The 25686-nt window shown below is 64.4% G+C and carries 22 protein-coding genes, 2 tRNA genes and 1 pseudogene; 5 read left to right on the forward strand and 20 right to left on the reverse strand.

The window, feature by feature from the left end; all coding sequences use genetic code 11:
- Positions 1-201: 201 nt before the first annotated feature.
- From BLW00_RS24385 to BLW00_RS22845, 6 genes are all read right to left on the reverse strand, one after another.
- Positions 202-642, reverse strand: a complete 441-nt coding sequence (locus BLW00_RS24385) for an ankyrin repeat domain-containing protein (RefSeq protein WP_407650946.1) — start codon at positions 640-642, stop codon at positions 202-204.
- Between the two features lie 7 nt (positions 643-649).
- Positions 650-1078, reverse strand: coding sequence for an SMI1/KNR4 family protein (locus BLW00_RS04610; protein ID WP_175494136.1), 429 nt, complete (start codon positions 1076-1078; stop codon positions 650-652).
- A gap of 12 nt (positions 1079-1090) precedes the next feature.
- The gene (locus tag BLW00_RS24390; RefSeq protein WP_092549824.1) at positions 1091-1273 is read right to left on the reverse strand and encodes an HNH/ENDO VII family nuclease; all 183 of its coding nucleotides are present in this window, start codon (positions 1271-1273) and stop codon (positions 1091-1093) included.
- A gap of 146 nt (positions 1274-1419) precedes the next feature.
- Complete coding sequence (locus BLW00_RS04620) at positions 1420-1848, reverse strand: ankyrin repeat domain-containing protein (protein WP_217634289.1); 429 nt, start codon at positions 1846-1848, stop codon at positions 1420-1422.
- Positions 1827-8207: a GH-E family nuclease gene (locus BLW00_RS04625; RefSeq protein WP_139256625.1), complete on the reverse strand. Its 6381-nt coding sequence runs from the start codon at positions 8205-8207 to the stop codon at positions 1827-1829. Before BLW00_RS04625 ends, BLW00_RS04620 begins: the two co-directional genes overlap by 22 nt.
- Positions 8208-8827: 620 nt before the next feature.
- On the reverse strand, positions 8828-9277 hold the full coding sequence (locus BLW00_RS22845; RefSeq protein WP_139256626.1) for a hypothetical protein: 450 nt from the start codon (positions 9275-9277) through the stop codon (positions 8828-8830).
- A 164-nt stretch (positions 9278-9441) separates the two neighbouring features.
- On the opposite strand from BLW00_RS22845, the gene BLW00_RS04630 reads away from it, so the two are divergent.
- Positions 9442-10497, forward strand: a complete 1056-nt coding sequence (locus tag BLW00_RS04630; protein ID WP_217634290.1) for a cell wall-binding repeat-containing protein — start codon at positions 9442-9444, stop codon at positions 10495-10497.
- Positions 10498-10528: 31 nt separating this feature from the next.
- Here the strand turns inward: BLW00_RS04630 and BLW00_RS24480 are convergent.
- The 6 genes and pseudogenes from BLW00_RS24480 to BLW00_RS04660 all read right to left on the reverse strand — a co-directional run.
- Positions 10529-10846, reverse strand: a pseudogene (locus BLW00_RS24480) (transposase); the annotation flags it as partial.
- A 292-nt stretch (positions 10847-11138) separates the two neighbouring features.
- Positions 11139-11609: a hypothetical protein gene (locus BLW00_RS04640; RefSeq protein ID WP_092549836.1), complete on the reverse strand. Its 471-nt coding sequence runs from the start codon at positions 11607-11609 to the stop codon at positions 11139-11141.
- Positions 11610-12400: 791 nt separating this feature from the next.
- Positions 12401-12491: transfer RNA gene (locus tag BLW00_RS04645), tRNA-Ser, on the reverse strand.
- Between the two features lie 42 nt (positions 12492-12533).
- Complete coding sequence (locus BLW00_RS04650; protein ID WP_092549839.1) at positions 12534-13190, reverse strand: alpha/beta fold hydrolase; 657 nt, start codon at positions 13188-13190, stop codon at positions 12534-12536.
- 7 nt (positions 13191-13197) lie between these two features.
- Positions 13198-14427, reverse strand: a complete 1230-nt coding sequence (locus tag BLW00_RS04655) for an LCP family protein (protein ID WP_245741263.1) — start codon at positions 14425-14427, stop codon at positions 13198-13200.
- Positions 14428-14485: 58 nt separating this feature from the next.
- Positions 14486-15760 (reverse strand): LCP family protein, encoded by a 1275-nt coding sequence (locus BLW00_RS04660; RefSeq protein WP_092549845.1) that lies wholly within the window; start codon positions 15758-15760, stop codon positions 14486-14488.
- 143 nt (positions 15761-15903) lie between these two features.
- On the opposite strand from BLW00_RS04660, the gene BLW00_RS04665 reads away from it, so the two are divergent.
- Both BLW00_RS04665 and BLW00_RS04670 read left to right on the forward strand, forming a co-directional pair.
- A complete protein-coding gene (locus BLW00_RS04665; RefSeq protein WP_092551972.1) occupies positions 15904-16251 on the forward strand; it encodes an ArsR/SmtB family transcription factor in 348 nt (115 codons plus the stop codon).
- Positions 16248-16721 (forward strand): SRPBCC family protein, encoded by a 474-nt coding sequence (locus BLW00_RS04670; RefSeq protein ID WP_092549848.1) that lies wholly within the window; start codon positions 16248-16250, stop codon positions 16719-16721. The genes BLW00_RS04665 and BLW00_RS04670 overlap by 4 nt, the downstream gene beginning before the upstream one ends.
- A gap of 85 nt (positions 16722-16806) precedes the next feature.
- On the opposite strand, the gene BLW00_RS04675 is transcribed toward BLW00_RS04670, so the two are convergent.
- A complete protein-coding gene (locus BLW00_RS04675; RefSeq protein ID WP_092549851.1) occupies positions 16807-17826 on the reverse strand; it encodes an aldo/keto reductase in 1020 nt (339 codons plus the stop codon).
- 157 nt (positions 17827-17983) lie between these two features.
- Between BLW00_RS04675 and BLW00_RS04680 the strand changes: the two genes are divergently transcribed.
- Positions 17984-18871 carry an AraC family transcriptional regulator gene (locus tag BLW00_RS04680; protein WP_092549854.1) on the forward strand — a complete coding sequence of 296 codons (888 nt, stop codon included), beginning with the start codon at positions 17984-17986 and terminating at the stop codon, positions 18869-18871.
- Between the two features lie 74 nt (positions 18872-18945).
- On the opposite strand, the gene BLW00_RS04685 is transcribed toward BLW00_RS04680, so the two are convergent.
- The gene (locus tag BLW00_RS04685) at positions 18946-20175 is read right to left on the reverse strand and encodes a ScyD/ScyE family protein (protein ID WP_092549857.1); all 1230 of its coding nucleotides are present in this window, start codon (positions 20173-20175) and stop codon (positions 18946-18948) included.
- Positions 20176-20417: 242 nt separating this feature from the next.
- Positions 20418-21680, reverse strand: a complete 1263-nt coding sequence (locus tag BLW00_RS04690; RefSeq protein ID WP_092549860.1) for an MFS transporter — start codon at positions 21678-21680, stop codon at positions 20418-20420.
- An 81-nt stretch (positions 21681-21761) separates the two neighbouring features.
- On the opposite strand from BLW00_RS04690, the gene BLW00_RS04695 reads away from it, so the two are divergent.
- On the forward strand, positions 21762-22649 hold the full coding sequence (locus tag BLW00_RS04695) for a LysR family transcriptional regulator (RefSeq protein WP_175494138.1): 888 nt from the start codon (positions 21762-21764) through the stop codon (positions 22647-22649).
- Here the strand turns inward: BLW00_RS04695 and BLW00_RS04700 are convergent.
- From BLW00_RS04700 to serS, 5 genes are all read right to left on the reverse strand, one after another.
- Positions 22637-22897 (reverse strand): Txe/YoeB family addiction module toxin, encoded by a 261-nt coding sequence (locus BLW00_RS04700; protein ID WP_092549866.1) that lies wholly within the window; start codon positions 22895-22897, stop codon positions 22637-22639. The genes BLW00_RS04695 and BLW00_RS04700 overlap by 13 nt on opposite strands.
- Complete coding sequence (locus BLW00_RS04705) at positions 22894-23145, reverse strand: type II toxin-antitoxin system Phd/YefM family antitoxin (RefSeq protein ID WP_092549869.1); 252 nt, start codon at positions 23143-23145, stop codon at positions 22894-22896. The genes BLW00_RS04700 and BLW00_RS04705 overlap by 4 nt, the downstream gene beginning before the upstream one ends.
- 57 nt (positions 23146-23202) lie before the next feature.
- A tRNA-Ser gene (locus BLW00_RS04710) sits at positions 23203-23292 on the reverse strand.
- An 84-nt stretch (positions 23293-23376) separates the two neighbouring features.
- Positions 23377-24237, reverse strand: coding sequence for an HAD family hydrolase (locus BLW00_RS04715; RefSeq protein WP_217634292.1), 861 nt, complete (start codon positions 24235-24237; stop codon positions 23377-23379).
- Complete coding sequence (gene serS / locus BLW00_RS04720; RefSeq protein WP_092549872.1) at positions 24234-25502, reverse strand: serine--tRNA ligase; 1269 nt, start codon at positions 25500-25502, stop codon at positions 24234-24236. Before serS ends, BLW00_RS04715 begins: the two co-directional genes overlap by 4 nt.
- Positions 25503-25686 lie beyond the last annotated feature (184 nt).

The following is a 25686-nucleotide window of genomic DNA, read 5'->3' on the forward strand; positions in this document are numbered from 1 at the left end:
TAGGAGTCACTCAGCACCCAGACCCAACCAAAACCTCAGCAGAAACATCAGTCACCACCGACTTGTTCCTTACACACATCCGTTGCGATTCAGGCCCCGCCCGTTTCGTGCTGGACCACCCAGCAGCTATTTCAGTTGCACCGCGTGGTGCGCCTGGGACCCTTCGCGTCTCGCCACCAAGCCGAGAAGTATTTTCGGACGTCAGTTGTCGCAATCCGTCTGGCCAGATCTAGCGAAACTCACTCCTGTGGTATTTGGGGTCGTTGGGTCAGACCCCTGCTCCAAAAGGAGCATGACGATCTCGCCGCCTTTTCGTGCGCTAATTACGGCTGTGAATAGGGGTGTATTGCCGTGGACATTCTGTGCATTGGGATCGGCACCGTGATCGAGAAGTATTGAGGTTGCGCCAACTGAGTATTCCTGCGCAGCGAAATGTAGGGGGCGGAAACCAGCCCGATCCGCTACATTTACATCAGCTTCGTCGACGATGCTGGAGGCAACCAACGCGATGTCGTTGTCCAAAGCGGCATAGCAAACTGGAGATCGATTTGCGCGATCTGACAGGGCTTCATCTCCCAATTGTGGCTCCGATTCTTTGGCCGATCGATTCGGCTGCGTCCGAATCGCTACGGCAAGCGACAAGCGACATCTACTGATGTGGCAACCCGCGAGCCAAATTCAAGAGCCAGCTGCTAAACCCAGCCTGCTCTACTACATAATCTGGACTGGAATCTAGAGTAGATAGGAGAACTGGCGACGGGGTAATGCTGTCCTGCGTCACGCAATACAGGTTTCCTGCTCCGTCGTTCATAACTGGAACCAAATTTGGTATCCGACCGTACGATCGCTCATTCAAAGTCTCTGATACGAGATCGTTCCTGGCGGTAATCCCCTCGCCGACGCCGAAGACCTCGTAATGACCAAGGATGACCCAGCCAAAGTCCATCAAGAACTGACGAAACTCCTGGGGGATGCTTCCGATCTGCATCTCTGCTGCTGAAAGTTCAGCTTCCGTTGCGCCGTTCCCCCGTTCGAGGTCACGTCGCGATGACAGCACTGCCTTCAATTCGTCGTACAAGCTTGGCATCTCCTAACAGGGATCGGGCACGTTCGTCTTGTGATTGAGCGTGTAGTTGGAGCCGAGTCGATGCTCGGTCTGAGTCATAATCTTCAAGTTGTCAGGATCATTGGTGCCCCCGAGGCCAATCGGACGAATGTGATGAACCTCCATAGGCTTGCCATCGACCCCGTAGGGCGCCCTCCCGCTTTGCATGAGCGAGAGGTTAGACGCTGACTAAGCGCCAGCATTCTTGGCTGCTTCATCGATCCAGACTGGCTCCGCATTGCGTTCCACTCGGCGCGAATCTGCTCTGGGCTGGCCTGTCAACCACCCTCGTCTTCCCGCGGCAGAGCGGCGACTCAGAGTGAAGCTGGCAATTCCTCGTGAGGATCAGGAAAATACTTCCGGACGTCAGTGTTCGCGATCCTATGAGCCAGATCAAAGGGGCTCACGCCCCTTGTGTTAGGAATATTCGGATCGGAGCCATGCCCCAACAGAAGCACAACTATCTCTCCACCCTTTCCCGCGTTGAAGACGGCTGTGAAGAGTGGTGTATTTCCGTGGACGTTTTGAGCATTTGGGTCGGCACCGTGGTTGAGCAGGGCCACGGCCGCTTCGACTGAGTGCTCCTGCGCAGCGAAATGCAGCGGCCGAAACCCTGCACTGTCGGCTCCGTTCACGTCCGCACCGGATGCAATGCTGGACTCAACGAGGAGAACATCATTTTCCAAAGCTGCGTAATGAAGCGGAGATCGCCTGGCGCGGTCTAACACGGCTTCATCTCCCACCGATGGCTCCTATTCTCGGAGCGATCTTCGATCTGATAGTGGTCTGCTTCGTTTTCCCAGGCCTTAATTTGCTCCTTTGTCCAGCCCTGGTCGCGCGCGACCTGAGCCGTTCGCCACCATTCGAAGCCCTCCTTATGACCATATTCCCACGGCCCAGTGATGGATTCACCGGTATTTGGATCAATGAAATTGCCGTGAGGATCCTTCGGAGCATCATCTTGAATCGCTTGCTTTGTCTCGTCGGTCAGTCCGGGTCGATTCGGCTTGTTCTTGCCGCCGGGAGCTGCTTCGTGACATTCGGAGTCGCCAACCCAGGGCGGCCGCTTTGAGCCGCCACCCGAGCTCCCGCCGCCAGTTTGGGTCTTAGGGCCTGCGATCTGCTGAGACTCCCCAGTTTGGGTATCGCTTTTTGCCTGCTGATCTGTCGTTGAGTTCCAGATGTCGGTCACTTGGGGCAAGCAGGCTACGGCAGTGCTAGCGCCTGGTCCCGCGCACGCGGTGCCGAGCGAACTCACCGACGACTGGCACGCGCCGGAGCTACCACCTGCACCGCAGATCAGTGCGCCGCCCGCCGCAGCGACACTGAGCGCCACGACACCTTCAACAATGTAGGAATTTGGATGCTCGCCTGTGTACTGGTTGGCCTTCCAACTGAAAGTGAGTGCCTTTAGCTGGGCGAGGCTCTCGTTGAGTGCGGCCATGGATTCTGCCAGCGCAGCCATGCTTTGTGCCAATGCAGCCATGCTCGCTGCGAGCCCTGACAGATCGATTTTCGGAATGTTGATTGGCGAAATGCTGATGGGTGAAATATTGAGGTTAGGTATCGATACGCCCCCCGCGTTGCTCAAAGGCAGGGTGTACGTCGTGGTCGTTGTAGTGGTCGAACTGGCTGTGGATGTTCCGGTGAACAGGTTCGATATGCCGGCGTTGATTTCGTTGACATGGTTCACGCCGTAATCCCACGCTCCAACCCCAACGAACAGCGCGGCAATGCCGGAGCCGATGAGGATTCCGGTTTCGAGCGATATGGCGATGCCGGCACCGATGGGGACTGCTGCACATGCGGGGCAATGTCCGGTGGGGTCTGTCTTGTTGGTGACGTTGCCGGATGCGTATGAGTAGCGGTTCTGCTCGTCCAAGGTGAGCGCGACATTATCGCGGGTAATGAAGGTCCCGATAGTCGGGTCATACCACCGTGCCTGCATGTTGACGAGTCCGGATGTGGAGCTGAAGTCGCTCTGGAAGCCGAGGCTTCCTGTTGGTGCGCCGACTGTGGTGATTGCGGCGCCGAGGGGTGAGTAGGCGACTGACGAGGCTTCGCTGTCGGGAGTGATTTGGCTGGTGATGTCTCCATGGCTATTTGCGACGGACAGGGCCCCATTGATGGTGGCGAGGGCTCCGTCTGGGCTTCGTCCGTAACTGTCAGCGCCGATCGTTGACGCTTCTTGGCTTGCGCCGGCGTATGTGAAGGTGCTGGTGCCGGAGTTTGATAGCCGAGAGAGGGCATCGTAGTTGTACGTTGCAGAGCCGTCGTTGGTGAGTTGACTGAATCCGTCGTAGCTCAGTGTGCGCGGGTGGGCGCCCGTTTGTGAGGTGAGGTCGCCGCGTGCGTTATAAGAGAAGGCGTCGGAACCGCTTGTGAGGAGTCGGTTTCGTGCGTCGAACGTGCGAGTGGTGCCGTCAAGTGTTGTGGCGTTGTTTGCTTTGTCCCAGACATTAGTGTGCACGACAGCGTCAGGCGTCTTCCAGGACGTGAGGCGTTCTCGTGAATCGTATGTGTAGGTGGTTGTTCCCGCTCCAGCCGCGGTTGCCGGCCCTACGACGCGGGTCTTGACGTTACCGGCTCCGTCGTACACGTATCCCGTGGAGGCCAGGAGAGTGCCGTCGGTTGCTCGAGTTTTGTCGTCGACTAGCAGCCCGTATTCGTCGTAGCTGTAATCCCGGGTGAGAGCGTCTCCCCAGGACTGGTGGATAAGTTCACCGGCTGGATCGTACTCGTTGCTGAGAAGGGGCTCATCGGTGTCAGTCCGGAGCGTTGCGAGGCGCCCGCCGGGAGTCCAGGTGGCTGACATGGCACCCGATGCGTCGGATCGTTGAGTGATGTTCCCGTCATTGTCGTAGCTGAATGTCGCAGTGCCCGCTGGGCCGGTGGAACCGGTAATCCAGCCGATCTGGTTGTACGTAATCGCCTGAGTGCCATTCGGGTGCGAGAACGACACAAGCCGGTCGAGGTCGTCGTATGCAAATGCGCGTGTGCTGCTGGTGGGCGCGGCCGCTTGTTGAGCGGTCTCAGTAAGGAGGTTGCTGTCAGCATCATAGGTGCGAGACACAGTCGAGCCGCCGGGGTTAGTGATTCCGGTCACTCGTCCTGCACCGTCGTACTGCCAGGCGGTCGTGCGGTTGGCGGCAGAAGTGTATGCCGTGGTCGATGGTTCAACGACAGTGGCCGTGGCGCCCTCGGCAGTGTACGTGGCGGTGGTGATGTTCCCCCGCGGGTCAGTGTATTTGGTGGCGTTTCCGCTGGCGTCATACCCGATCGATGCGACGGAGTTGTCTTCGTAGGTTTGGGTGATCAGCCGGGAAAGAGCGTCGTAGGCGAAGGTGCGTACGCCATTTCGCGGGTCTTTCTGCTCCGTCTGGTTACCGGCTTTGTCGTATTTCCAATTCCACGATCGGACGGTTCCACCGGTGGTGTTCTTCTGTGTGAGCGCGGTGACGTTTCCCTGGGCGTCATACGCGGTCACTTCAGAGTTCCCGATAGGGTCGGTGACTTTCGTAGTTTGCCCGAGATAGTCGTATGCGTAGTTCGTCGTGCCACCGTCCGGGTCGGTGACGGCAGCGAGCTCGTTGAGGGCGTCGTACACGGCGGTGGTGATCCCGCCGCCCGGGCTGGTGGAGGAGGCGAGGTTTCCACCGAGGTCGTACGTGTACGCGGACGTTAGCGTTTGAGCGCCACTTGGTCCGGTGAGTGCGGTAGCGGCTGAGGAGCGTTGACCGAGTGAATTGAATGCCTGGTAGGTGATGGCACCGGACGGACTGGTTTGGACTACTGGCTGGCCGGCATCACTGTACTGCGTCGTCCAGATGCGAGCGGTACCGCCGACAGACTTCGGTGATTTCGTCTGCTGGACAACCTGGTCAAGCGTGTCGTAAGTGTTCGTCGTGACGGCGCCGGCGCGGTCAGTTTGCTGAAGCAGCTGGCCTGAAGCGGTGTACTGATAGCTGGTTTTAGGCGCGCCTCCCACAGGAGCGGGAGTGAAGTACGGTGCCGTTTCGGTGAGAACGCGGTTCATCGCGTCGTAGGTGCGGTTCACGCGCTCCCCACTGGGACCAATTGTGAGGGTTTGGCGACCGAACGCGTCGTAACCGAATTTGGTGACCGGGCGTGCGGCACCAGCGATCGGAGCAGGCGCTGTGATCGAAACAGCATTTCCGGTCGCGTCAATTTGGACGTTCGTCGTCCACGCGGCATCGCCGGCGCTTCCACCGCGTGGGTCAGTGATGGCCACGACGCCGCCGCGGAGGTTGCGTTGATAGTAGGTGACGGCCTGGTCCGTAGAAGTGGCGCTCTGTCCGACAGAGGTCTTGATCATCCGACCGGCGTTGTCATACACGTATGTTGTTGTTCGGGAGGGTTCGGTAGCTGAAGCCCCAATCGAGTCGGTGAGGAGAAGTCCTCGCAGATCGTACGTTCGTGTGAGAACGCGAGTGGCAGCTGGTGCAGTTCCAGCCGCGGGCACCGTTACGGCAGAGGAAGTCAATTGGGACTTCTTGTCATAGACGTTAGTCACGACGGTTCGATCGTTGTTGAGCTTGACCTGAGTGGGATTGCCGAGCGCGTCGTACACGTACGATTCCCGAACCACGTTTGCGGTCGTTCCGTCGGCAAGAGGTTGAGCGATCGCGGTCGTCTTCTTGAGCAGGTCGTCGGCGTAGTACTCGTACTGAAGGACTTGCCCATTCCGATCGGTGGTCGACGTGAGGCGGTGACTTGAGTCGTATCCGCGTTGCTCGAGAACAATGTTGTGCGGGCTTCCGCCGGTGACCGGATTGACATATCCAAGGGCCGTGGTCGTGATGAGGTCGCTTGCCGCGTTGTACGCGTAGGAGGTCTTTGAACCGTTCTGATCTGTCGCCTGGGTGACGTTTCCTCGGGTGTCATAGAGGTAACTCACCGCTGAGGAATCCGGTTGCGTAACAGAGGTGACGCGATCGTACTGGTCATACCCGTAACTGGTTGTGCGGGTTTGTGCGCTGACGGCGTCCGTCTCGGTCGTGGTTAGCATGTTGTAATTCGCGTCGTATGTGAACGACGTCACCGTCTTGCGGCTGAGGCCGGTTGTCGGGTCTGCGATGTTTGGCCCAGTGATCGACGCGACCAGGCCATTACGGGCGTACGAATAGTTGGCGATGGGAGTCGGTGTGGAGTTGTTGATTGTTTCCGCAACAGCGGTGACTCTGCCGAGCCCGTCGTACCCGTATGTGGTGTGCTTCCCGACGGCATCGGTCTCGTCGCAGAGCTGACCCAAAGCATCGTAAGTTCGCGTGGTCACGTTCCCAGCTGGGTCGGTGCGGGTCTTGAGAAGACCTGCGGGCGGGTGTGCCGAGCCACCCCCGCAAACGGCCTCTCCACCCGTGGTGTAACTGTAAGTTGTCGAGGATCGGGTGGCGCCGGGCGCTCCTTGATGCTCTGCCGCAAGCCTTCCTTGACTGTCGTACTGCAGTTCGGTCAGCGCTTGATTAGGCGAAGGAGTGTTAGTTGACCACGCCTGTGACCCGTCGGAAATGAGCCATAGCTTGCCTTGAGCAGGCCCCGCCGTGGTGATGTAAGCGAACATCTGTGTGTAGGTGAGGGTGGCGTCACGGTACGTCTTGCGCGAATAGAGCCGGCCCTTGTCGTACGTCAAGTCAACCCCGCCGCCCACGGCGTTCCGGTACGTGACCATGCGGCCTTGGAGGTCGTACGCCCACCGCTCGTCAGCGCCGCCCGTATCGGTCAGTTGAATGTTTCGACCGAACTGATCCAGGCGGTAAACGCTGGTTTCGCCTCCGGCCTCGGTGGCCGTCACCTTTTGGCCACTGTTCACGTCAGAAGCTTTCGTGAACTGCGTGGTGAGGCCGGCGGTGTTTGTCGCGGTGACAGTCCGCCGGGTGCTGTCATAAGTGACTTGCTGAGCTGCCGTGCCGTTTGGAGCGATGACTGCAAGGAGCGTACGGGGGCTAGTGGTGTTGTAGGTGTAGCGAGTGCAACTGGTCCGGGTCTCTGGTGGGCAGACCGAATCTAGCCGGTCTGCCCGGTACGAGTAGTTCCACGTGGACGGCACCCCCTGAACTGCAGGCTCGAGAGTCACTTGAAGAACGCGGTTCTGGCTCCAGGAAACGCCAAGACTTCGACCAGTGGTCGCATCAACGATCTTCGAGATCTTCCCTGCGGAGTCGTAGACGAAAGCACGCTCTCGCAGATCGCCGTCAATGATCTTGACCAGTCGATTTGCGGTGAACACGTATTTAGTTCCGGATTGATCCACGAACGCGAGATCGCTGGCCTGGCACGCCCCACTACAAGGCCCGAGACTCATTCCCTCACTACCCGGAGCCGGGACGAAGGACCCATCTGGATTACGCCCGAACGCCACTTCGTGTGCATCGGGAAGTCGGACGTAGTACCCATATGAGGTTGGAACCAACCCCATATCGAGCACTGATGCCCAGCCTGGGCCGAAAGCGCCGGTCGCGGCGCTTGAAGAACTCGAGTACTGCCGTGTAATCGTGAGCGGGTCACTGGCGGTCGCGATCGCCGCATCGACAACGCTGTACTCAAAATGCCGATCAGCGAGATTCACGCCAGCGACAGTGGGGCTTTGATTGTCGAGACCGAGATGCTGTCCACTCGGGATTGGGATCGACGTAGCAAACGAGCGAGCCGGATGCCAATCAAAGTTGTCAAGCACCCCATCGAAAAACGGTGAGCCAATAGAGGCGTTCCATTTGTACAGGCCGCCCCAGTTCATTACGCCGCTCGGCACGGTCCACGATGTCCCAGCGATCCAGCCTGAGTTAGCGACTTCGGTGCCTCCGACACATGTCGAGTCTGTGCACGCTGAAACCGAAAACTTCATGAAGTTCTGGCGTCCGGGCTGAGCGAGTTTGATCTTAGAGACGAGTGTGGGAGTCAGGGAATACTGAAACGAGGCGGCGCTGGGCGACACGTAATTGAAGACGGCATCGAAATCTCCCGGCGTTCCCTGTTGAGTGGGGCCGGTGCTGAACCAGTTCGCATCCGCAGAGCTGTCGAGGATAGTTAGCGAATCACCCGACCGTGACATCCCGGTCCAGGTGTACGTCGCGTTCGGCTGCAAGGCTCCTGCAGGAACCTGCCACGTAGGCGTGGTGACCCACCCCGAGTATGCGACCGTCGTTGGTTGGGTTCCACAGTAGGAATTCCCGGTGCCGCTCGGCGTCGATCCGCCCTTTGTGTATCCGGTGCAGACGGTGAAAAAGTATTTCGTCGGATCGCTTGTGGTATTTCCAGCTGAGCTCTGAGTAAGTACGGGCTGCAGGCCGTTGTTCACGCTCCCGTCAGTCGGCGACAGCGTTGAAGACTCGACCCACTGTGGAAGCGAGTACGTGGGATTCCATGGTGTAGAGGCAGTTCCTGCGAGGGGCGTTGAGTTCTCTAGATTGGACGGCGAGGCACTCAGGTCAATGACTCCGCTGGCTGTCTGGTCGACAGCAACTGACTCGTTCACGGGGTCGTCAACCGGCTCATTCTCGCTGGCCGCTACTACTTGTAGTTGAGCTCCGGACAGAGCCACGCACAAGACGATAGCCGGAATGAAAAGTCGCTTGACCCTCACAAGTACCCCCGCACAAGTTACCGAGTCACGCTTCGCAAAACGCTTCTCAGCCGATCCCCCGGAGCAGTAGCCCCGCCGAGATCATATAGCGGTGCGAAGAACTGAAGCGAATCGACTAGGAGCTACTCCTTTTCGCACAGGTCCTGAAGTTGCGATGCCGCATTGTTAATGCGATCCCGCGCTGCGAGCAGGTCCGAGTCTCCCATCCACGAGTCATCGGATGCTTTTGAGGTGGCCGCGGCTGCCGCGGCCGAGAGATCGTCGAGCGCATCTGCCAACGCTTTCGCTGGTTCCGCGACAGCAGCGAACGTCACCCCGTTAATTCCCGAGCGGAAATCTTTTGCCGCATCGTCTAGGACATGGGCAGACTCCTCCGGTTCGGCACTGAAATTTTGCATCGCCGTGGAAACACGATCAAAGACGCCAGTTGAAGCGTCTCCGACCCTGGAACACGCGGATTCCTGCGTGTTCCCATCGCTACAACCTGTGAGTCCAACGGTCGCCAGGACGACGACTGAGGCGATCAGTCCGATCTGCGGATACCTGTGCATTTGTTTCCCCCTGATTGCCATTCACCCTGGCGCAGTAAAGTCTGTTTCCCAACACGGCATAATCTATCTTCGAATGGATTCTCGTCATTCTCGCCGAGGGGGCAGCGGTGATGGGAAGTAGGGGGAATGTGGTGTCTCGTCAGGGCCGGGCAAGGGGAAGAATAACTGCCGCCGCCATAGTGGCCATGGTTCTAGTGGGCGGTACGGCAGCTGCCGCATCGGCAGTCGGTATTGCGACGATGGCAGCGAGCAACGAGAACGCGGATTCTGCAGCAACGGCCTCTGATTCGCTTGCACTGAATTCAGAGCTGCAGCCGTTGGTGAGCTCCGCAGGATTGCCCACCCCCGAGCGGGTATCTGGGGCGGACAGATTCGATGGCGCGGTGAAGATCTCCCAGCGAGCATTTCCCGGCCAGGCTCCGGTGGTTTACGTTGCTTCGGGTGAGAACTTCCCGGATGCATTGGGTGCTGGTCCCGCTGCCTCTCATGAGGGAGGGCCTCTGCTCCTCACCACCAGCGCATCTTTGCCGACCGTGGTTCAGACTGAGATCACCCGGCTAGCGCCAAGCAAAATCGTGGCGGTCGGCGGCGTGAACACCATTTCTCCCGCGGTGTTCACAGTCTTACAGTCGCTCGCTCCCACTGTCGTGAGGATAGACGGGGCCGATCGGTTCGAAGTTTCACGGAGAATTGCCGCATATGCGTTCGCGTCCAGCAGCAAGGCATATGTAGTGACCGGAGTAGACTTCCCTGATGCTCTCGGCACAGGTTCTGCGGCCGCCTCGAAGGACGCCCCCGTCATCCTGGTCAACGGAACAGCAGCCGCCGTTGATGCCCCGACCTTAACTCTTTTGCAGAACCTGGGCGTTACCCAGGTGTGGATCGGTGGTGGACCAAACTCAGTCTCGACTGGCATTGAAAGTTCTCTCGATGCCAGTCGGCCGACCTATCGATTGGCTGGCAACGATCGCTTCTTGGGTTCTGAGGTCATCAACCGAGAAGCATTCACCGAAAATAGCAACTACGTGGTGTTGGCATCAGGTGCCGTCTATCCCGACGCGCTCTCGGGCTCCGCACTAGCTGGCGCCCTCAATGCGCCGTTGTACCTAGTCCCGAGCGATTGTGTACCGGATGGCGTCCTTTCAGACATTCGCTCCCGGTCAGCTACTAACGTTCTGATTCTCGGAGGAGTCAACACACTGGGGGCTCCCGTGCAGTCCCTCACCTCTTGCGGCTGGTAATTTTCGGGAGCGGGGACTGTCGACATAAAACTCAACGGTGCAACTGGGTTGTGGTTCGAGGCGCTGAGCGGCCATCGAATCGGATCTCGAAGGCGTTCAGCGCTTGTCTCCAGCGCTGTGTCCAACGTGCTCTGCCACGGCCCGTGGTCCTTGGCCATCACCGCGAGGTAGACGCACTTGAGCGCGGATTGCTCGTTCGGGAAGCGCCCGGGAGCTCGGACCGCATTCCGGATCTGGGCGTTCACGGACTCAATCGCGTCCGTGGTGCAGACGATCCGGCGGATCTCACGGTCGAAACTCAGGAACGGTAGGATTCAGCCCACGCGTTCTTCCACAACCTGACGATCGCGGACGGATCAGTACGTCGCGGTTCACCATGTCGACCAGGTCGCTGACGCCGCCATCGCGGAGCACCGCCTGGGACGCCTTCGTGACCCGTCCCGGCACGCCCAGATCGACCATTGACACCGACCCCCGGTAGACGCCGCGGGGAAGCTCGAAGAGACCGTGAGCGTGGCCGTGGACGTCATCGAGGCTCACCGGAACTGCGTGCGGTTTGATGTCCTAGAACAGGACTCGCCGCTGTGCATCCTGCATTCCGATCACCTCCACTTCGGCCCCGCCCGACAGTCGACCGTTGCTCACCGGCCGAGCTTGGGGTCGCGCGGCGGAGCATCGCGCCGCGGTGGCGCACCCGGTTCACCGCCGCCGGGCCGGCCACGACCGGCCCGGTACTGCGCGTCCCGTCGTGCACGCAGCTGCGCGCGCATCGCCTCGTCCTGGTCGACGGGCCGTGCCGGGGGAGCGGCCGTGGCGGTTGCACCCGGTGTGGTACTCGTCGACGCGAGGACCGTGGTCAATGCTTTCTCCGTGCGGGTCGCGTGCTCGAGCAGCCCGGTCTGTCTCTTCCACTCGATGATGCTCCGGGTCAGTTCTGCGAGTTGCCGTGCGAGCATCATGGCCGCCATGCTCTGGTTCGCTTGGCCGGAGCCGATCATGAGCAGCATGCCGGCCTCGGCCGCGATCAGCCGGGGATTCTTCGCGGTCGCGACATACTGCGACGGGGCGCGGCCGCCGGCCGTGCGGCCGAGCTGCCGGGCGACGTTGCGCAACGGCCCCGGAGTATCGCCCTCGACCCGTCCGCCGACGGCGGAAACACGGTCCTAGCGCAACCGGTCTACGACGCAGCTGGACGTCTCCTTTCGGTTGACTACTCCAACGGAAGCAGCCTGGAATCAGTGGCCTACAATGCCGCCGGGCGCACGAGTGGATACCAATAGCAGTTCGCCGGAGCCCCAGCAACCGTTGGTGACTCAACCGTGCTATCGCAAACCGGCCGCGTCCTGCAAACCACCATCACAAACAACTCCACGAGCTACACATACAAGTACAGCTACATACAAGTACAGCTACGACACAGCCGGTCGGCTGGTCACCGCAGTCATCCCTGGCCACGCACTTACATACGGGTTCGAGCCAACCAATACCTGCGGCGCCGGAACCTCCGCGGCCGCAAACGGCAATAGAACCACGACCACCGATGTCCCCGTCGGCGGGAACGGTCTAGAGTACTCCACGCGATACTGTTACGACGCAGACGACCGTCTGAGTGAAAGCACCGAGACAGTTACCGGTGCATCATCGGCACCGGCCGGCATGGTGCGGCCAGCAGTTAGTCTTGTCGCCGGCACTGTACTGTACGACCGGCATGGGAACGTCACCAGACTTGGAGACCAGACGTTCACCTACTTGTTTGACGACGATCTCGACGACGTTGCGATACGCCTTGATCACGTACTTTCGGGGGCGAATGTGGTCAAAATGTGGTCAGAGTAGCTCTCAAAACTAGAACAGACCCCCGGACATCCCTTTATCTAAAAGGAACTTTGAGGGTCTGGATCTGCGGAGACGGTGGGATTTGAACCCACGGAACCCAATAAAGGGTTCTCCACCTTAGCAGGGTGGTGCACTAGGCCGAACTATGCGACGTCTCCTTGGCTTTCGCCTCCGCCATCATAGCCGACCGACACGGGCTTTCACGACGACGGGGCGCGCAGGAACGCGGCCACCGCATCCGCCGCCGTCGCGAGGTGCTCGGCGTGCGTGTGGCCCGAGATCTTCGCGCGAGGCTTGAACTCGTGCTCGCCGTCGTCGAGCCACTGGATGCGGATGGCCGGCGAGAGCGCATAGCTCGTCACGTCCTCCCGCGTGCCGAACGGGTCGCGCGTGCCTTGGCAGATCAGCGTCGGCACACGCAGCTCGGCGAGATGCTCAGTGCGCAAGCGATCCGGCTTGCCGGGCGGATGGAACGGGTAGCCGAGGCACACCAGCGCCGACACCGAACCGGCCTCGAACAACTCCTCGGCCAGCATGCTCGCCACGCGCCCGCCGAACGACTTGCCACCGATGGCGACCGGCCGATCCGCTCCGGATGCCGCAAGCACCTCATGCACCGCAGCCACCGCCGCGCGGTACTCATCCAGCACCAGGTCGGCCCGAGGCGCCGGCTTGCGCGTGCCGGTGCGCCGCGCGGCCATGTAGGCGAACTCGAACCGGGCCGTGCGGATGCCGCGCTCGGCCAGCAACTCGCAGAAGCGGTTCATCCAGACCGAGTCCATCGCCGCACCGGCGCCGTGCGCGAGCACGAGCACCGGGCCGCCCTTGGGACCCGTCCACAGCAGTTCGACGGCCATGCCGACTTCAGTCGTTGCCGACCGAGCAGGTGTAGTCGGCCGCGGTCTGGCCCTTCACGTTCGACGGCAGCACCGTCGATCCGTCGGCGTTCACCGAACCCAGCTCGGGCGTGGCCGGCTCGACCGGGGCCGAAGGATCGACCGGAACGGAAGGATCCACCGGAACCGATGGGTCGACGGGAGCCGTGGTCGCCGGCGCACCCGCCTGCACCGGCGCGTTCGGGTCGAGAACCGATGCGATGCCGCCTGGCGCCTCGACCGCCACCGGCTGGTCGGCCTGGATGGCCGCGAACAGCACCGCCGCCGAATCGGTGTCGGGCGCGACCTTGCCCTCGGGCACCCAGTCGGCCGAGTAGCTCGGGTAGGCCACGAACGTGACCTTCGAGAGGTCCATGTCCTTCAGCGACAGCGCGATCGAGACCATGGTGTCGGGCGACGCCAAGCGATCCGACAAGGTCATGTTGCTCGCCGCCGCCTTCGCGAGACCGTAGAGCTTGCCGAAGTCGCTGAGCGTCGAATCCGACTTGATGGTGCGCACGAGCGACGAGAGGAACACCTGCTGCGACGAGATGCGGCCGAGGTCGCTGCCGTCGCCGACACCGTGCCGGGTGCGCAGGAAGCCGAGCGCATCCGCACCGCTCAGCGACGAGGTGCCGGGCTCGAGGTAGACGCCGGTGTACGGATCGTCGATGAGCTCCGAGACACACACCGGCACGCCGCCCACCGCGTTCGACATCTCGATCACACCGTTGAACTGGATCTCCGCGGCGAACGGGATGCTGAGCCCCGACAGACTCTCGACCGTGAGCACCGTGCACGCCAGACCGCCCTGCGAGAGCGATTCGTTGATCGGCGCCGTGTAGCCGCCGCCCTCGGGGCAGTCGGGGATGTCGACCACCAGGTCACGGGGAAAGCTCACCACCGTCGCGTTCGTGTGATCCTGCGAGATGTGCAGCAGCATCGTGACGTCGTTGAGCTCGCCGCCCTCGTCTTCGCCGTAGGCGTCGCCCTGCCCGGTGCGGCTATCGCTGCCGACGAGCAGTAGGTTGACCCCGCCGTCGATGGCGGAGATCTCGGGCGGCGGCGCGGCACCGGGGGCGGCGGCGGCCTCGTCGGAGACGAGCGACACGGTCGTGATCGAACTGGTCACGTCCCAGGCGGCGTAGGCCGCGATCGAGACGCCGCTCACTCCGAGAACGGCGACCGTGGCCACCAGGAAGGTCGCGACCGCCCACAACGGATGCGACGACTTCTGCCGGCCGTGTCGAGCGACCGGTGTCGCATCCGTCTTCCGACTAATCGTCGTTCCCCTTCGAGCAGGTGTATTCCGCTGCGGTTTGCCCCGTGATCGATTGTGGCAGGGCGGTGGGGGTCTTCGCGACTTCGGGCGTCTGTGTCGTGGCCGTTCCATCGGCAGCGGTATCGCCCGCGACGTCCGGAGACGGGGTCGCGGGCGTCGCGGGCGCAGCCGTCGTGGGCGCGTTCGGGTCGACGACCGCGCCGATCCCGGTGTTAGCCGGATCGGCGGTGATCACCGGCTGATCGGCCGAGATCGCCGAGAACAGCACGGCCGCGTCATCGTAGAGCGGCTCCACCTTGCCCGCGTAGACCCCGTCGCCGCCCGTGACCCCCGGATACGCCACGAAGGTCACCCGGTCGAGATCGATGTCCTTCAACGCCAGGGCGATCGAGACCAGCGTGTCGGGCGAGGCCAGGCTCTGCGAGAGCACCATGTTGCTCGAGGCCGCCCGCGCGATGCCGTAGAGCTTTCCGAAGTCACCGAGCGTCTCACTCGACTTCATCGTGCGCACGAGCGACGACAAGAACACCTGCTGCGACGAGATGCGGCCGAGGTCGCTGCCGTCGCCGACACCGTGCCGGGTGCGCAGGAAGCCGAGCGCATCCGCCCCCTGCAGCACATGGGTGCCGGAGTCGAGCACCACGCCGGTGTACTCGTCGTCGATCGGATCGACCACGCACACGGGCACGCCGCCGACCGCGTTCGACATCTCGATCACACCGTTGAACTGGATCTCCGCGGCGAACGGGATGCTGAGTCCCGTCAGCGCCTCCACCGTCAGCACGGTGCACGGCAGGCCCCCGTAGGAGAGCGTGACGTTGATGGGCTGCGCGCTCATCGCGTCGAAGCTGCCGCCGGCAGGATCGGGGCACGACGGCACCGGCACCACCATGTCGCGCGGAAAGCTCACCACGGTGGCGCTCGAGTGATCCTGCGCGATGTGCATCAGCATCGTCACGTCGTTGAGGTTGCCCTCGGTCTCGCCGTAGGCGTCGCCCTGGCCCGCACGACTGTCGCTGCCCACGAGCAGCAGGTTCACGCCGCCGTCGATGGCCGAGATCTGCGGAGGCGGGCCATCCGTCTCGCCGGCGAGCGCCACGGTCTGCACCTCGCTCGAGACGCTCCAGGTCGCATACCCCGCGAACGCCGCCCCGCTCACGAGCACGACGGCGAGCGCCACGGCGAGATACTGAGCGACCAGCGCGACGGGATGCGGGGTCTTCAGACGTCCGTGACGAGCGATCGGATGGCGCGCGTGCGGATGCTTCATTGTGGTGACGGGGTCGGGTAAGCGGACAAGCAGACCTTCCATGTTCGCGTATGAAACTGAGAGTCTCATCGGCGAAGGGGTTGACGGTAGCATCGCCTCGATCTATTATTCAATCAAATCATTGATAAACAGATAGGTTGATGATGCTCGAAGAGGATGACGCAGACGGCGAACTCGATCGTGCGTTCATGGCACTGGCCGACCCGGTGCGGCGGCGGATGATCGCCCGCCTGAGCCGCGGTCCGGCCACGGTGAACGAGCTCGCCGAGCCCTTCGCCATCACGGTCCAGGCGGTGTCGAGGCACGTCCAGGTGCTCGAGGCCGCCGGCCTGGTGACGCGGAGCCGCGACGCGCAGCGCCGGCCGGTGCACCTCGCTCCGGCCACCCTCGAGCGGCTCACCAGCTGGATCGACGGCTACCGGATCGCCCACGAACAGCAGTTCCGCCGTCTCGACGCGGTGCTGCAGAAAGAGAAGGAGAAGAAGAAATGACCAACCCCGTCACCATCACCGCCCCCACGGGCGTTCCGTTCATCGAGATCGTTCGCGAGTTCGATGCACCCGTCTCCGCCGTCTACAACGCCTACTCCGATCCCGAGCTCGTGAAGCAATGGCTCGGGCCGAACGGCTACGAGGTGCGGCTCGAGGAGTACGACGTGCGCGACGGCGGCCGCTACCGCTACGTTCACGTCGACCCGGAGGGCAACGAGTACGCCTTCAACGGCGTGTTCCACCGGGCCCGTCCCGACGAGCTGATCATCCAGACCTTCGAATGGGAAGGGATGCCCGACTTCGTCTCGCTCGAGACGGCGCGCTTCGACGACCTCGGCGGCGGGCGCAGCCGCGTCACCGGCTGGAGCACCTTCCCGAGCGTCGAGGCCCGCGACGGCATGATCGAGAACGGCATGGAGAAGGGCGTGGTCGAGGGCTACGAGCGCCTCGACGCCCTCCTCGCCGCGTGACCAGCGCGCCTCGCAACGACTGATCCGCACGTTTTCGCGCTTCCGAGGGGTCGGATAGCGCCAGAACGTGCGGATCAGCGTCGCGTCAGGCCGCCCGACGACGTAGGGCCGCGTCGCGAAGGGCCGGCGGTGCCGCGTTGTAGTTGTCGTCGGGGTCGAGGTCGGTTCCGGGCGGCACGATCGCATCGATGCGGTCGAGGGTCGCGGCATCCAGCCGCACTCCGTCAGCCGTGAGCAGCCCGTCGAGCTGCTCCTGCGTGCGCGGCCCGATGATCACGGAGGTGACCGCCGGATGCGCGAGCACGAACCCCAGCGCGAGCTGCGGCAGTGTGAGGCCCGCGTCATCCGCCACCGACCGCAGTTCGGCGAGCGCCGCCGTCTTCGCGGCTCCTCCGCGGCTGGTGGGGTCGTACATCGCCGGGCGGCTGCCCGCGCGGTGGCGGGAGGCGACATCCGCGTGGCCGGAGAGCCAACCGCCGTTCAGCGGGCTGTACGTCAGCACGCCCATGCCGTGTCGCTGGGCCGCCGGCAGCACGGCCGCCTCGAGCGAGCGGTCGAAGAGCGAGTACATCGGCTGCTCGCTGAGGAACCGGTGGGTGCCCCGCCGCTCAGCTGCCCATTGGGCTTCCACGATGCGGTCGGCCGGGAAGGTCGACGAGCCGAACGCGCGGATCTTGCCCGCGGTCACCAGGTCGGTCAGGGCCGAGAGGGTCTCCTCGATGGCGGTGTCGTAGTCGGGCCGGTGCAATTGGTAGAGATCGATGCGGTCGGTGCCGAGCCGGCGCAGGCTGTCGTCGACCGCCTGCACGATCCAGCGCCGCGACGCCCCGCCCTGCCTCGGGTCGCCGCTCATCGGCAGGCCGAACTTGGTGGCGAGCACCACCTGGTCACGCCGGCCGCGCAGGGCTTTGCCCACGATCTCCTCCGACTCGCCGCCCGAGTAGACGTCGGCCGTGTCGATGAAGTCGATCCCCGCGTCCAGGGCGCTGTGGATGATGCGGATCGCGTCGTCGTGGTCGGGATTGCCCATCTGCCCGAACATCATGGTGCCCAAGGCGAATTCGCTGACCCGGATGCCGGTGGCGCCGAGTGTTCTGTGCTGCATGTCGTTCGTTCCTCACTGTGGTGCGTCTGCACCGTTCCTCCATGTCACCACCGGAGGCGAGGTGCAGCGTAGACAGATCGCGCCCTTCTCGTGCACGATCCCGCCGCCCTCGACCGGATCATGCTCACAGCCGTGACCCCCGTGCTTGACTGGACGCATGGCCGGAATCGACGAACTGCGCGAGCTGGTGCTGCGGCACTCACGCGGCGGGGTCCGCCACGACGTACTCGAGGGCCTGAGCATCGGGGTGTCTGCTCAGCCGACCGAACCGGCGGCGGTGATGTCGCGCCCCTCGTTGGCGCTGGTCACCCAGGGCACCAAGCGCACCGTGCTGAACGGCATGGCCTACGACTACCACGCAGGTCAGTTCCTCGTGGTCTCCCTCGATCTGCCGGTCACCGGACTCGTGCTGGAGGCGAGTGCCGAGCATCCGTTCGCCGTGGCGACGCTGGCCCTCGACCCGGCACTCATCGCGTCGCTGTTGCTCGAGGCCCCGGCGCAGCCCACCCCGGTCGTCGCCGGTCTGGCCGTGAGCGACGCGGCGCCCGAGCTGGTCGACGCGATGGTGCGGATGCTCGCCCTCCTCGATCACCCGGCCGACGTGCCCGTGCTCGCCGAGGCCTACCGGCGCGAGATCGTCTGGCGACTGCTCACCGGCGACCAGGGCGCTCTCGTGCGGCAGATCGGGGTGGCCGACGGCAGCCTGGCCCGGGTGGCCCGCTCGGTGCGCTGGATTCGCGAGCACTACGCCGATCCGCTGCGGGTGGACGACCTGGCGCAGATGGCGCGGATGAGCTCCACCGCCTTCCATCGCCACTTCCGCGCGGCGACCTCCATGACGCCGATCCAGTTCCAGAAGCAGATCCGCCTGCAGGAGGCGCGCACGCTCCTGCTCGCGGCCACCGACGACATCGCGGGAGTCGGCTTCCGGGTGGGCTACGACAGCCCCTCCCAGTTCAGCCGCGAGTACCGTCGCGCCTTCGGCGAACCACCCGCCCGCGACGCCGTGCGCCTGCGGGCGTCGGCACGACCGCAGGTGGTCTGAGCGAGCCCACGGAGGCAGCGCCCCGCGACCGGGGGAGGTCGCAGGGCGCCGCGCGGTGTTCGGGGAGTCGGAGGCTAACCGTCCTCTTCCTCGTGCTCCCCGTCGTCGCCCCAGCAACCGCCGTGATCGTCGTCGGTCAGCTGGTAGAGGCTCAGCTTGCCGATCGGCTGGGGGTTTCCGGATTCGTCGGGCACGAAGGCATCCGTCGTCGCGTAGACCATTCCGTCACGCAGCTCGATGGCCGCCGGCGACGACACCGGGAAGGCGGCGAACACCTCGCCCGAGCGAGACGACACTGCTGAGATCTGGCCGGTGCCGTCGGGGCCGCCGAACAACTCGGCCACCAGCACCACGCCGGAGTCCTTGTCGACCGCGATGCCGGTCGCGCCGCCGAACCCGGTGGCGACGAGTTCCACCTCGCCGCTGTCGGGGTTCACCTTGTAGACACTGCCGCGCAGACCCAGGCTCGGGTCTTCGGGGCCGCCCGGGAGGCTCGAGACGTAGAGCCAGCCGTCGTCGCCGCGCTCGACATCCGTCGGCACCGGCTCGAACACATAGCTCGCGCCCACGACGCAGTCCGGGAAGCCGAACTGCGCCGCGAGTTCAGCGGTCACGACGACGGGCTCGGTGGGCGGCAGCACGGCCGCCGTCGAGATCTCGCCGTCGTAGTCGACGCGCACGATGTCGTTGCCGCCGGCATCCGCGACGTAGATCTCGTGGCGCAGTGCCAGCGAGGCGTACGGATGCGAATCGACCTTGCCCGTGTAGGTGGGCTCACCTGCGGGGCCGTTCGGGTCGACCTGAGCCGCGCACGCCGGGTCGAGGTCGGTGAAGCCGTAGGTGTTCACCTGGTCGGGGTTGACCTCGGCCTCGTAGGCACCGAGGTCGGCAAGGGCTTCGGGAGTGCCGCCCTCCTCGAGCGACATCAGATTCGCCACCCCGTTCGGCTGGTCGTTCTGGCTGAAGTACACGGTGCCGTGCCGCGACGACACCGCACCGATCTCGTTGCCGGGCACGGAGGCGGTCGCGAGCGTACTGAGCTCGCCCTCGCCGCTCACCCCGTTCAGTTCGCCGATGAAATTCTGCGAGAGATAGGAGTCGCCGTGTCTGTCGACGTCGAGGCTGAGGGGAGAGATCAGCCCGTCGGCCAGAGTGGCCACCGGGTCGAGACTGAGGGTGGGCGCTTCGGGGACGTCGTGATGCCATCCGCCGTCATGGTGGCCACCGGCATAGGCGGGGGCGGCGACCGCGACCGCCGCGATCGTGGCGGCGCATGCTGCGCCCAGAATGGTCCGCTTCTTCATTGATTCGGCTCCTTGTCACCGGGTCGATCGGGAACGACGAGGCGGCAGGGGCACCGGATGCGCGAGAGAACGGCAGGGCGGAAGTCCGGTCGGCGCCCTCGCGCCCGTGTCCAGTTGCTCGCCCCGTGCCGACGCTCGGCGCCGACGCGATGACCCTATAACGGGGGGTTAACCGCCGTCGAGCCCTCTCACAGCAAATGCGGAAAACCGCATCAATCGACCGATCAGGCCGATTTTCTGCTTCAGGACGCTGCAGGTGTCGACGTGGCCCGGATCATCAGCGGCCCTGCCCACACGATCAGCGCGAGCATCACGGCCACGGCGCCGAGCAGCACGGGCACCAGAGGAAGCACGAGGAGGGCCCCGCCGATCAAAAGCGGCACGGCGGTCATACCGGCGAAGGAGAGGAGGAAGATGCCCGCCGTGATCTCGCTGCGGTTGCCGTCACCCGCCAAGGCGCCGGCCGTCGCGAGGGCCCCGCGGAAGACCAGGCCCACACCTGCTCCAGCAACGACCCCGCCTCCCACGAAGAGAACGGCCGAACCCGACAGGTCCGCGGCGCCGAGAGCGAGGAGCCCCGCCACCATCGCCGTCACGCCCAGCACGAGCTGCCCCCGCGTCGACCACCTCGAGAACACCACTTGAGCGAGCGCGGCGGCTCCGAACACCGAGAACGCCACGAGCCCGGCCACGAAGCGGTCGCTCTGGTGCAGGATCTGCGCGAGGAAGGTCGGCGCGACCGAGCCGAACAGTCCCGTGATGGCGAAGGCCACGAAGCCGCCGATGCCGGCCGCCCAATAGGCGCCGCGGCTCTCCCGCGGCACGCGCACCCGCTGCGGGCGGTAGGGCGCGTGCTCGCGCGACGAGTCGACCGTCTCGGGCACGAATGCGTAGGCGAAGCCGATCGCCACGAAGGCGGCGAGGAAGGCGAGGTAGGGAGCAACGAGCGGCATCGGGAGCCACTCGGCGAAGACCCCGCCGATCAGCGGCCCGAGGGCGAGTCCGCCCATGTTCGCGACCCCCGCGATCGTGGCCGCGAAGCCGATGCCGGCGTCGGGACGCGCGATGCGGCGCAGGTCGGCCAGGTGCGCGGTGGCGGTGGCCGTGAGCATCCCGATGCCCAGTCCGGCCACGAATCGAGCGAGCACCAGGCCCACCGGCGCCGACCAGACCAGGAACAGCACGGCGGCCAGCACCTCGATCACGACGGCGGAGAGGATGACGGGTCGTCGACCCACCCGGTCGCTCACGTGCCCGGCGAGATACAGCGCCAGCATCACGCCGATCGAGTAGGCGGCGAAGACCACCGTGACGACCGCAGTAGGAAAGCCGTCACGCTGCTGATAGAGCGCGTACAACGGAGTGGGCACGGTGTTGAAGGCCATCATCACGAGGAAGGCGACCGCCGTCACCCAGAAACCGGCGCGGTGCGGAAGACGGAGGCGGCGGGTCGGGAGCTCTCCCGGGAGTTCGGAAGCGATCGAAACGGAGGCGGTCGAGGTCATGCTTCGAGGATGCCCTCGATGCCTCATCGAGTCCAACGATTTATCCTGATAAGACTAATCGCTTTCCTCTATTATCGACGCATGGAGACACGTCTGCTCGAGTACTTCGTGACCGTGGCCGACGAACGAAACGTGACCCGGGCATCCGAGAGCCTCTTCGTGGCCCAGTCGACGGTCTCGGCCGGACTCCGCAGCCTCGAGCGCGAACTCGGTGTGCGGCTGTTCGAGCGCACCACGAAGACGGTGACTCTCCTCCCCGCGGGTGAGGCCCTGCTGCCACTCGCACGAGCGCTGCTCGACGATCTCGAAGGATTCCGGCAGGTGGCGACGGAGTCGGGGGCCGGACTCCGCGGACGGGTGCGGATGGGCACGTTCGCGGCGATGCAGGTGCTCGATCTGCCGGTCATCCTGGGAGGCTTCCGACGCGAGCATCCGCTGGTCGACATCCAGTTGGTGGCATCGCCGACCGGCTCGACCGGGCTGCTCGACGACCTCGCGCACGGCCGCCTCGACCTGGCTCTGACGGCGGTGCCGGCGCCGCCCGACCTGGATTCCTGGCCGCTCGTGGAGGTGGAGTTCGTGGCGCTGCTGCCCGAGACACACCGCCTCGCGAGCGCCCGATCGGTGTCGCTCGCCGACCTCGCGGCCGACGACTGGGTCGACGTGCTGCCTGGCTTCGGCAACCGGGTGCAGCTCGATCACGTGCTCGCCGAGCACAGCATCGTGAGGCACATCGCCGCAGAGCTCGCCGACCTTCCCAGTGTGGCGCCCTGCGTCGCCGCCGGCTTCGGCGTCGCGGTGGTGCCCGACGTGGTCGACACGATCGGGTGCGTGCGGATCCCCCTTGCCGAGCCGATGGCGCCGTGGGTGCTCTCGCTCGCCGTGCGCCACGGCGCCGGCCGCCGCCCCCAGATCCGTGCCCTCATCGAGAACATCCGCGCCGCTGCGGGTGCGCGTCAGCTGCCGTAGTGATATCTGCAGCCGGCGACGAGCACCTGGTCGTCGTCGACCCGGTAGACGAGCCGATGCTCGTCGGAGATGCGCCGCGACCAGAAGCCGTGGAAGCCGTGTTTCAGAGCTTCGGGCTTACCGATGCCCTCGTTGCCGTTGCGGGCGATGTCGCGCAGAAGGGCGTTGACGCGCTTCAGGATGCGGCGGTCCTGCGCCTGCCACCACTCGTAGTCCGCCCAGGCCTCTTCATCCCAGACGAACATCATTCCGCGAGATCGCGCTCGCGACCGTGGCCGGACTCCAGACGGCCGATCGCGCCCAGGAGCCGGCGGGCGTTCTCGGGGCTGCGGAGCAGATATGCCGTCTCTTTCAAGGATTCGTACTCGGCGAGCGACACGATGACGACGGGTTCATGACCGGCGCGCGTGATGACGACCTCTTCGCTGTCGTCGACGACCGACGACAGGGTCTCCGCGTAATGCGCGCGGGACTCCGAATACGACATGGTCTTCATGACGGGGCCTCCTGTACGTGAAATTGTACGCGCACGAAGGGGGCGGAGCAAGCGATCTGGCGGAGGGCTAGGGATTCGAACCCTAGAAGGCTTTAACACCTCACCAGTTTTCAAGACTGGCTCCATCGGCCGCTCGGACAGCCCTCCCGGTTGCGCCGGCCAGGCCTGCGCAACCAGCCACGAGCATACCGCCCGCCGCCGCGTTGCGTGCTCCGAGGGGGCTACCGGGCTTCAGAGGGAGCCGAGCACCCCGGCCACTCCGTCGTCGTAGACGGATGCGGTGACCTCCGTGGCCACGTCGATCACGTCGCGCGGCGCCTGGCCCATGGCCACGGCGCGCCCCGACTCGCCGGCCCAGCGGAACATGTCGATGTCGTTGCGCCCGTCGCCGATCGCCAGGACGCGATCGCGCGGGATGCCGAGCCGCTCGCGCACGCGTTCGAGCCCGGTCGCCTTGTTCACGCCGTCGGGCGCGATGTCGAGCCACGCCGTCCAGCCGATCGAGTAGCTCACGCGGTGCAGGCCCATCCGCTCCACCACGGCGAGGAAGTCCTCCATGTCGTGGTCGGGTGAGATCACCACGACGCGAGTCGCCTCGGTCTCGATCAGCTCCTCGAAGGTCACCTGCTCGCTGCCGGCGCCCAGGACGGTCTCGGGAAAAGCCTCGGTGTAGCGGAACCAGCCGTCCTCGTCCTCCACCGCGAACACGGCCTCGGAGAGGTGGGAGCGGATCTTCCGGAGCACCGGCCCCGGATCGAAGATCTCGACGTGCTCCCGCCGGTAGCCGAGCGGCTCCGACGCGTCGCGGGCGAGCGTGATGGCGCCGTTCGCACACACCACGAACTCGGGCGCGATGCCGAGCAGTTGCAGCACCGGGAGCGTGGTGGCGACCGAACGCCCGGTTGCCAGCATCACCTCGTTGCCCTCGGCCACCACGCGGCGCACCTCGGCGCCCACGATGTCGCTCAGGGTGCCGTCTTCGTGCAGCACCGTGCCGTCGATGTCGAGCGCCACGAGCCAGCGATCGGCGGATGCCTCGGCGGAATCTGTCGCGGCAGCGGATTCACCCCGCGGTTCGGATGCCCCGCTCACTTCGCCTCGATCAGCTCGAGTCCGCCGAGGTAAGGCCTCAGCACCTCCGGGATCACGACCGAGCCATCGGCCTGCTGGTGCGTCTCGAGCAGCGCGACGATCCAGCGGGTGGTCGCGAGCGTGCCGTTGAGGGTGGCGACCGGCGCCGTCTTGCCCGTCTCCGTGCGGTAGCGCGTGTCGAGCCGGCGAGCCTGGTAGGTGGTGCAGTTCGAGGTGGAGGTGAGCTCGCGGTAGGTCTGCTGCGAGGGCACCCAGGCCTCGGTGTCGAACTTGCGGGCGGCGCTCGAGCCGAGGTCGCCGGCCGCCACGTCGATGACGCGGTAGGCGAGACCGAGGTCGGTGAGCATGCCCTCCTGGTAGCCCAGCAGCGCCTCGTGCTCGGCCTCAGCGTTCTCGGGCAGCACGTAGCTGAACATCTCGAGCTTGTTGAACTGGTGCACGCGCAGGATGCCCCGGGTGTCTTTTCCGTGCGAGCCGGCTTCGCGCCGGTAACAGGTCGACCAGCCGGCGTAGCGCAGCCCCGCACCGTCGGCCGGGAACTCGAGGATCTCGCCCATGTGGAACCCGGCGAGCGCCACCTCGCTGGTGCCCGTGAGGAAGAGCTCGTCGGCCGGCAGGTAGTAGACCTCGTCGGCGTGCTCGCCGAGGAATCCGGTGCCGTCCATCGTCTCGGGCCGCACCAGTGTGGGCGTGATGAGCGGGGTGAAGCCCGCGGCAAGAGCGCGGTCGAGGGCGAGGTTCATCAGTGCGATCTCGAGGCGGGCGCCGATGCCGGTGAGGAAGTAGAAGCGTGCTCCCGAGACCTTCGCGCCACGAGCGAGGTCGAAGACGCCGAGGGTCTCGCCGAGCTCGACGTGGTCGCGCGGCTCGAAGTCGAAGACCGGCTTGGTGCCGACCTCGCGCAGCGTCACGAAGTTGTCTTCGCCGCCTTCGGGCACGCCGTCGATGACGATGTTCTGGATCTGCCGTGCGGTCTCGACGAACGCATTCTCCGCATCCGTCGCCCGCTGGTTGGCGAGCTTCACCGACGCGGCGAGCGCCTGGGCCTGCTCGACGAGTGCCTTCTTCTCCTCTTTCGGAGCCGCGGCAACCTGCTTGCCGAAGGCGTTCTGCTCGGCCCGCAGGTTCTCGAACTCCAGGATGGCGGCACGCCGCTCGGTGTCGGCTGCGAGGGCCTGGTCGACGAGCTGCACCGAGGACCCCCGCGCTCGCTGCGATTTCCTGACGACATCGGGGCTTTCACGCAAGAGCACTGGATCGATCACCCCCCAATCCTACTTTGCGCCTCGGGGCGGCAAGGGCCCGGACTTCGGCTCGATAGCCCGCCAGGAACCGATACGGTTGGCACGTGGCACGACGCAACGGGCCTTACTCGACGCCCCACGGTGAGCACACGCCCTCACGACCCCCACGACTTCCCCACGCGATCGCAACCAACGGGCCCTTATC

The sequence above is a fragment of the Herbiconiux ginsengi genome (genome assembly GCF_900107435.1).
Classification (GTDB): Bacteria; Actinomycetota; Actinomycetes; order Actinomycetales; family Microbacteriaceae; genus Herbiconiux; species Herbiconiux ginsengi.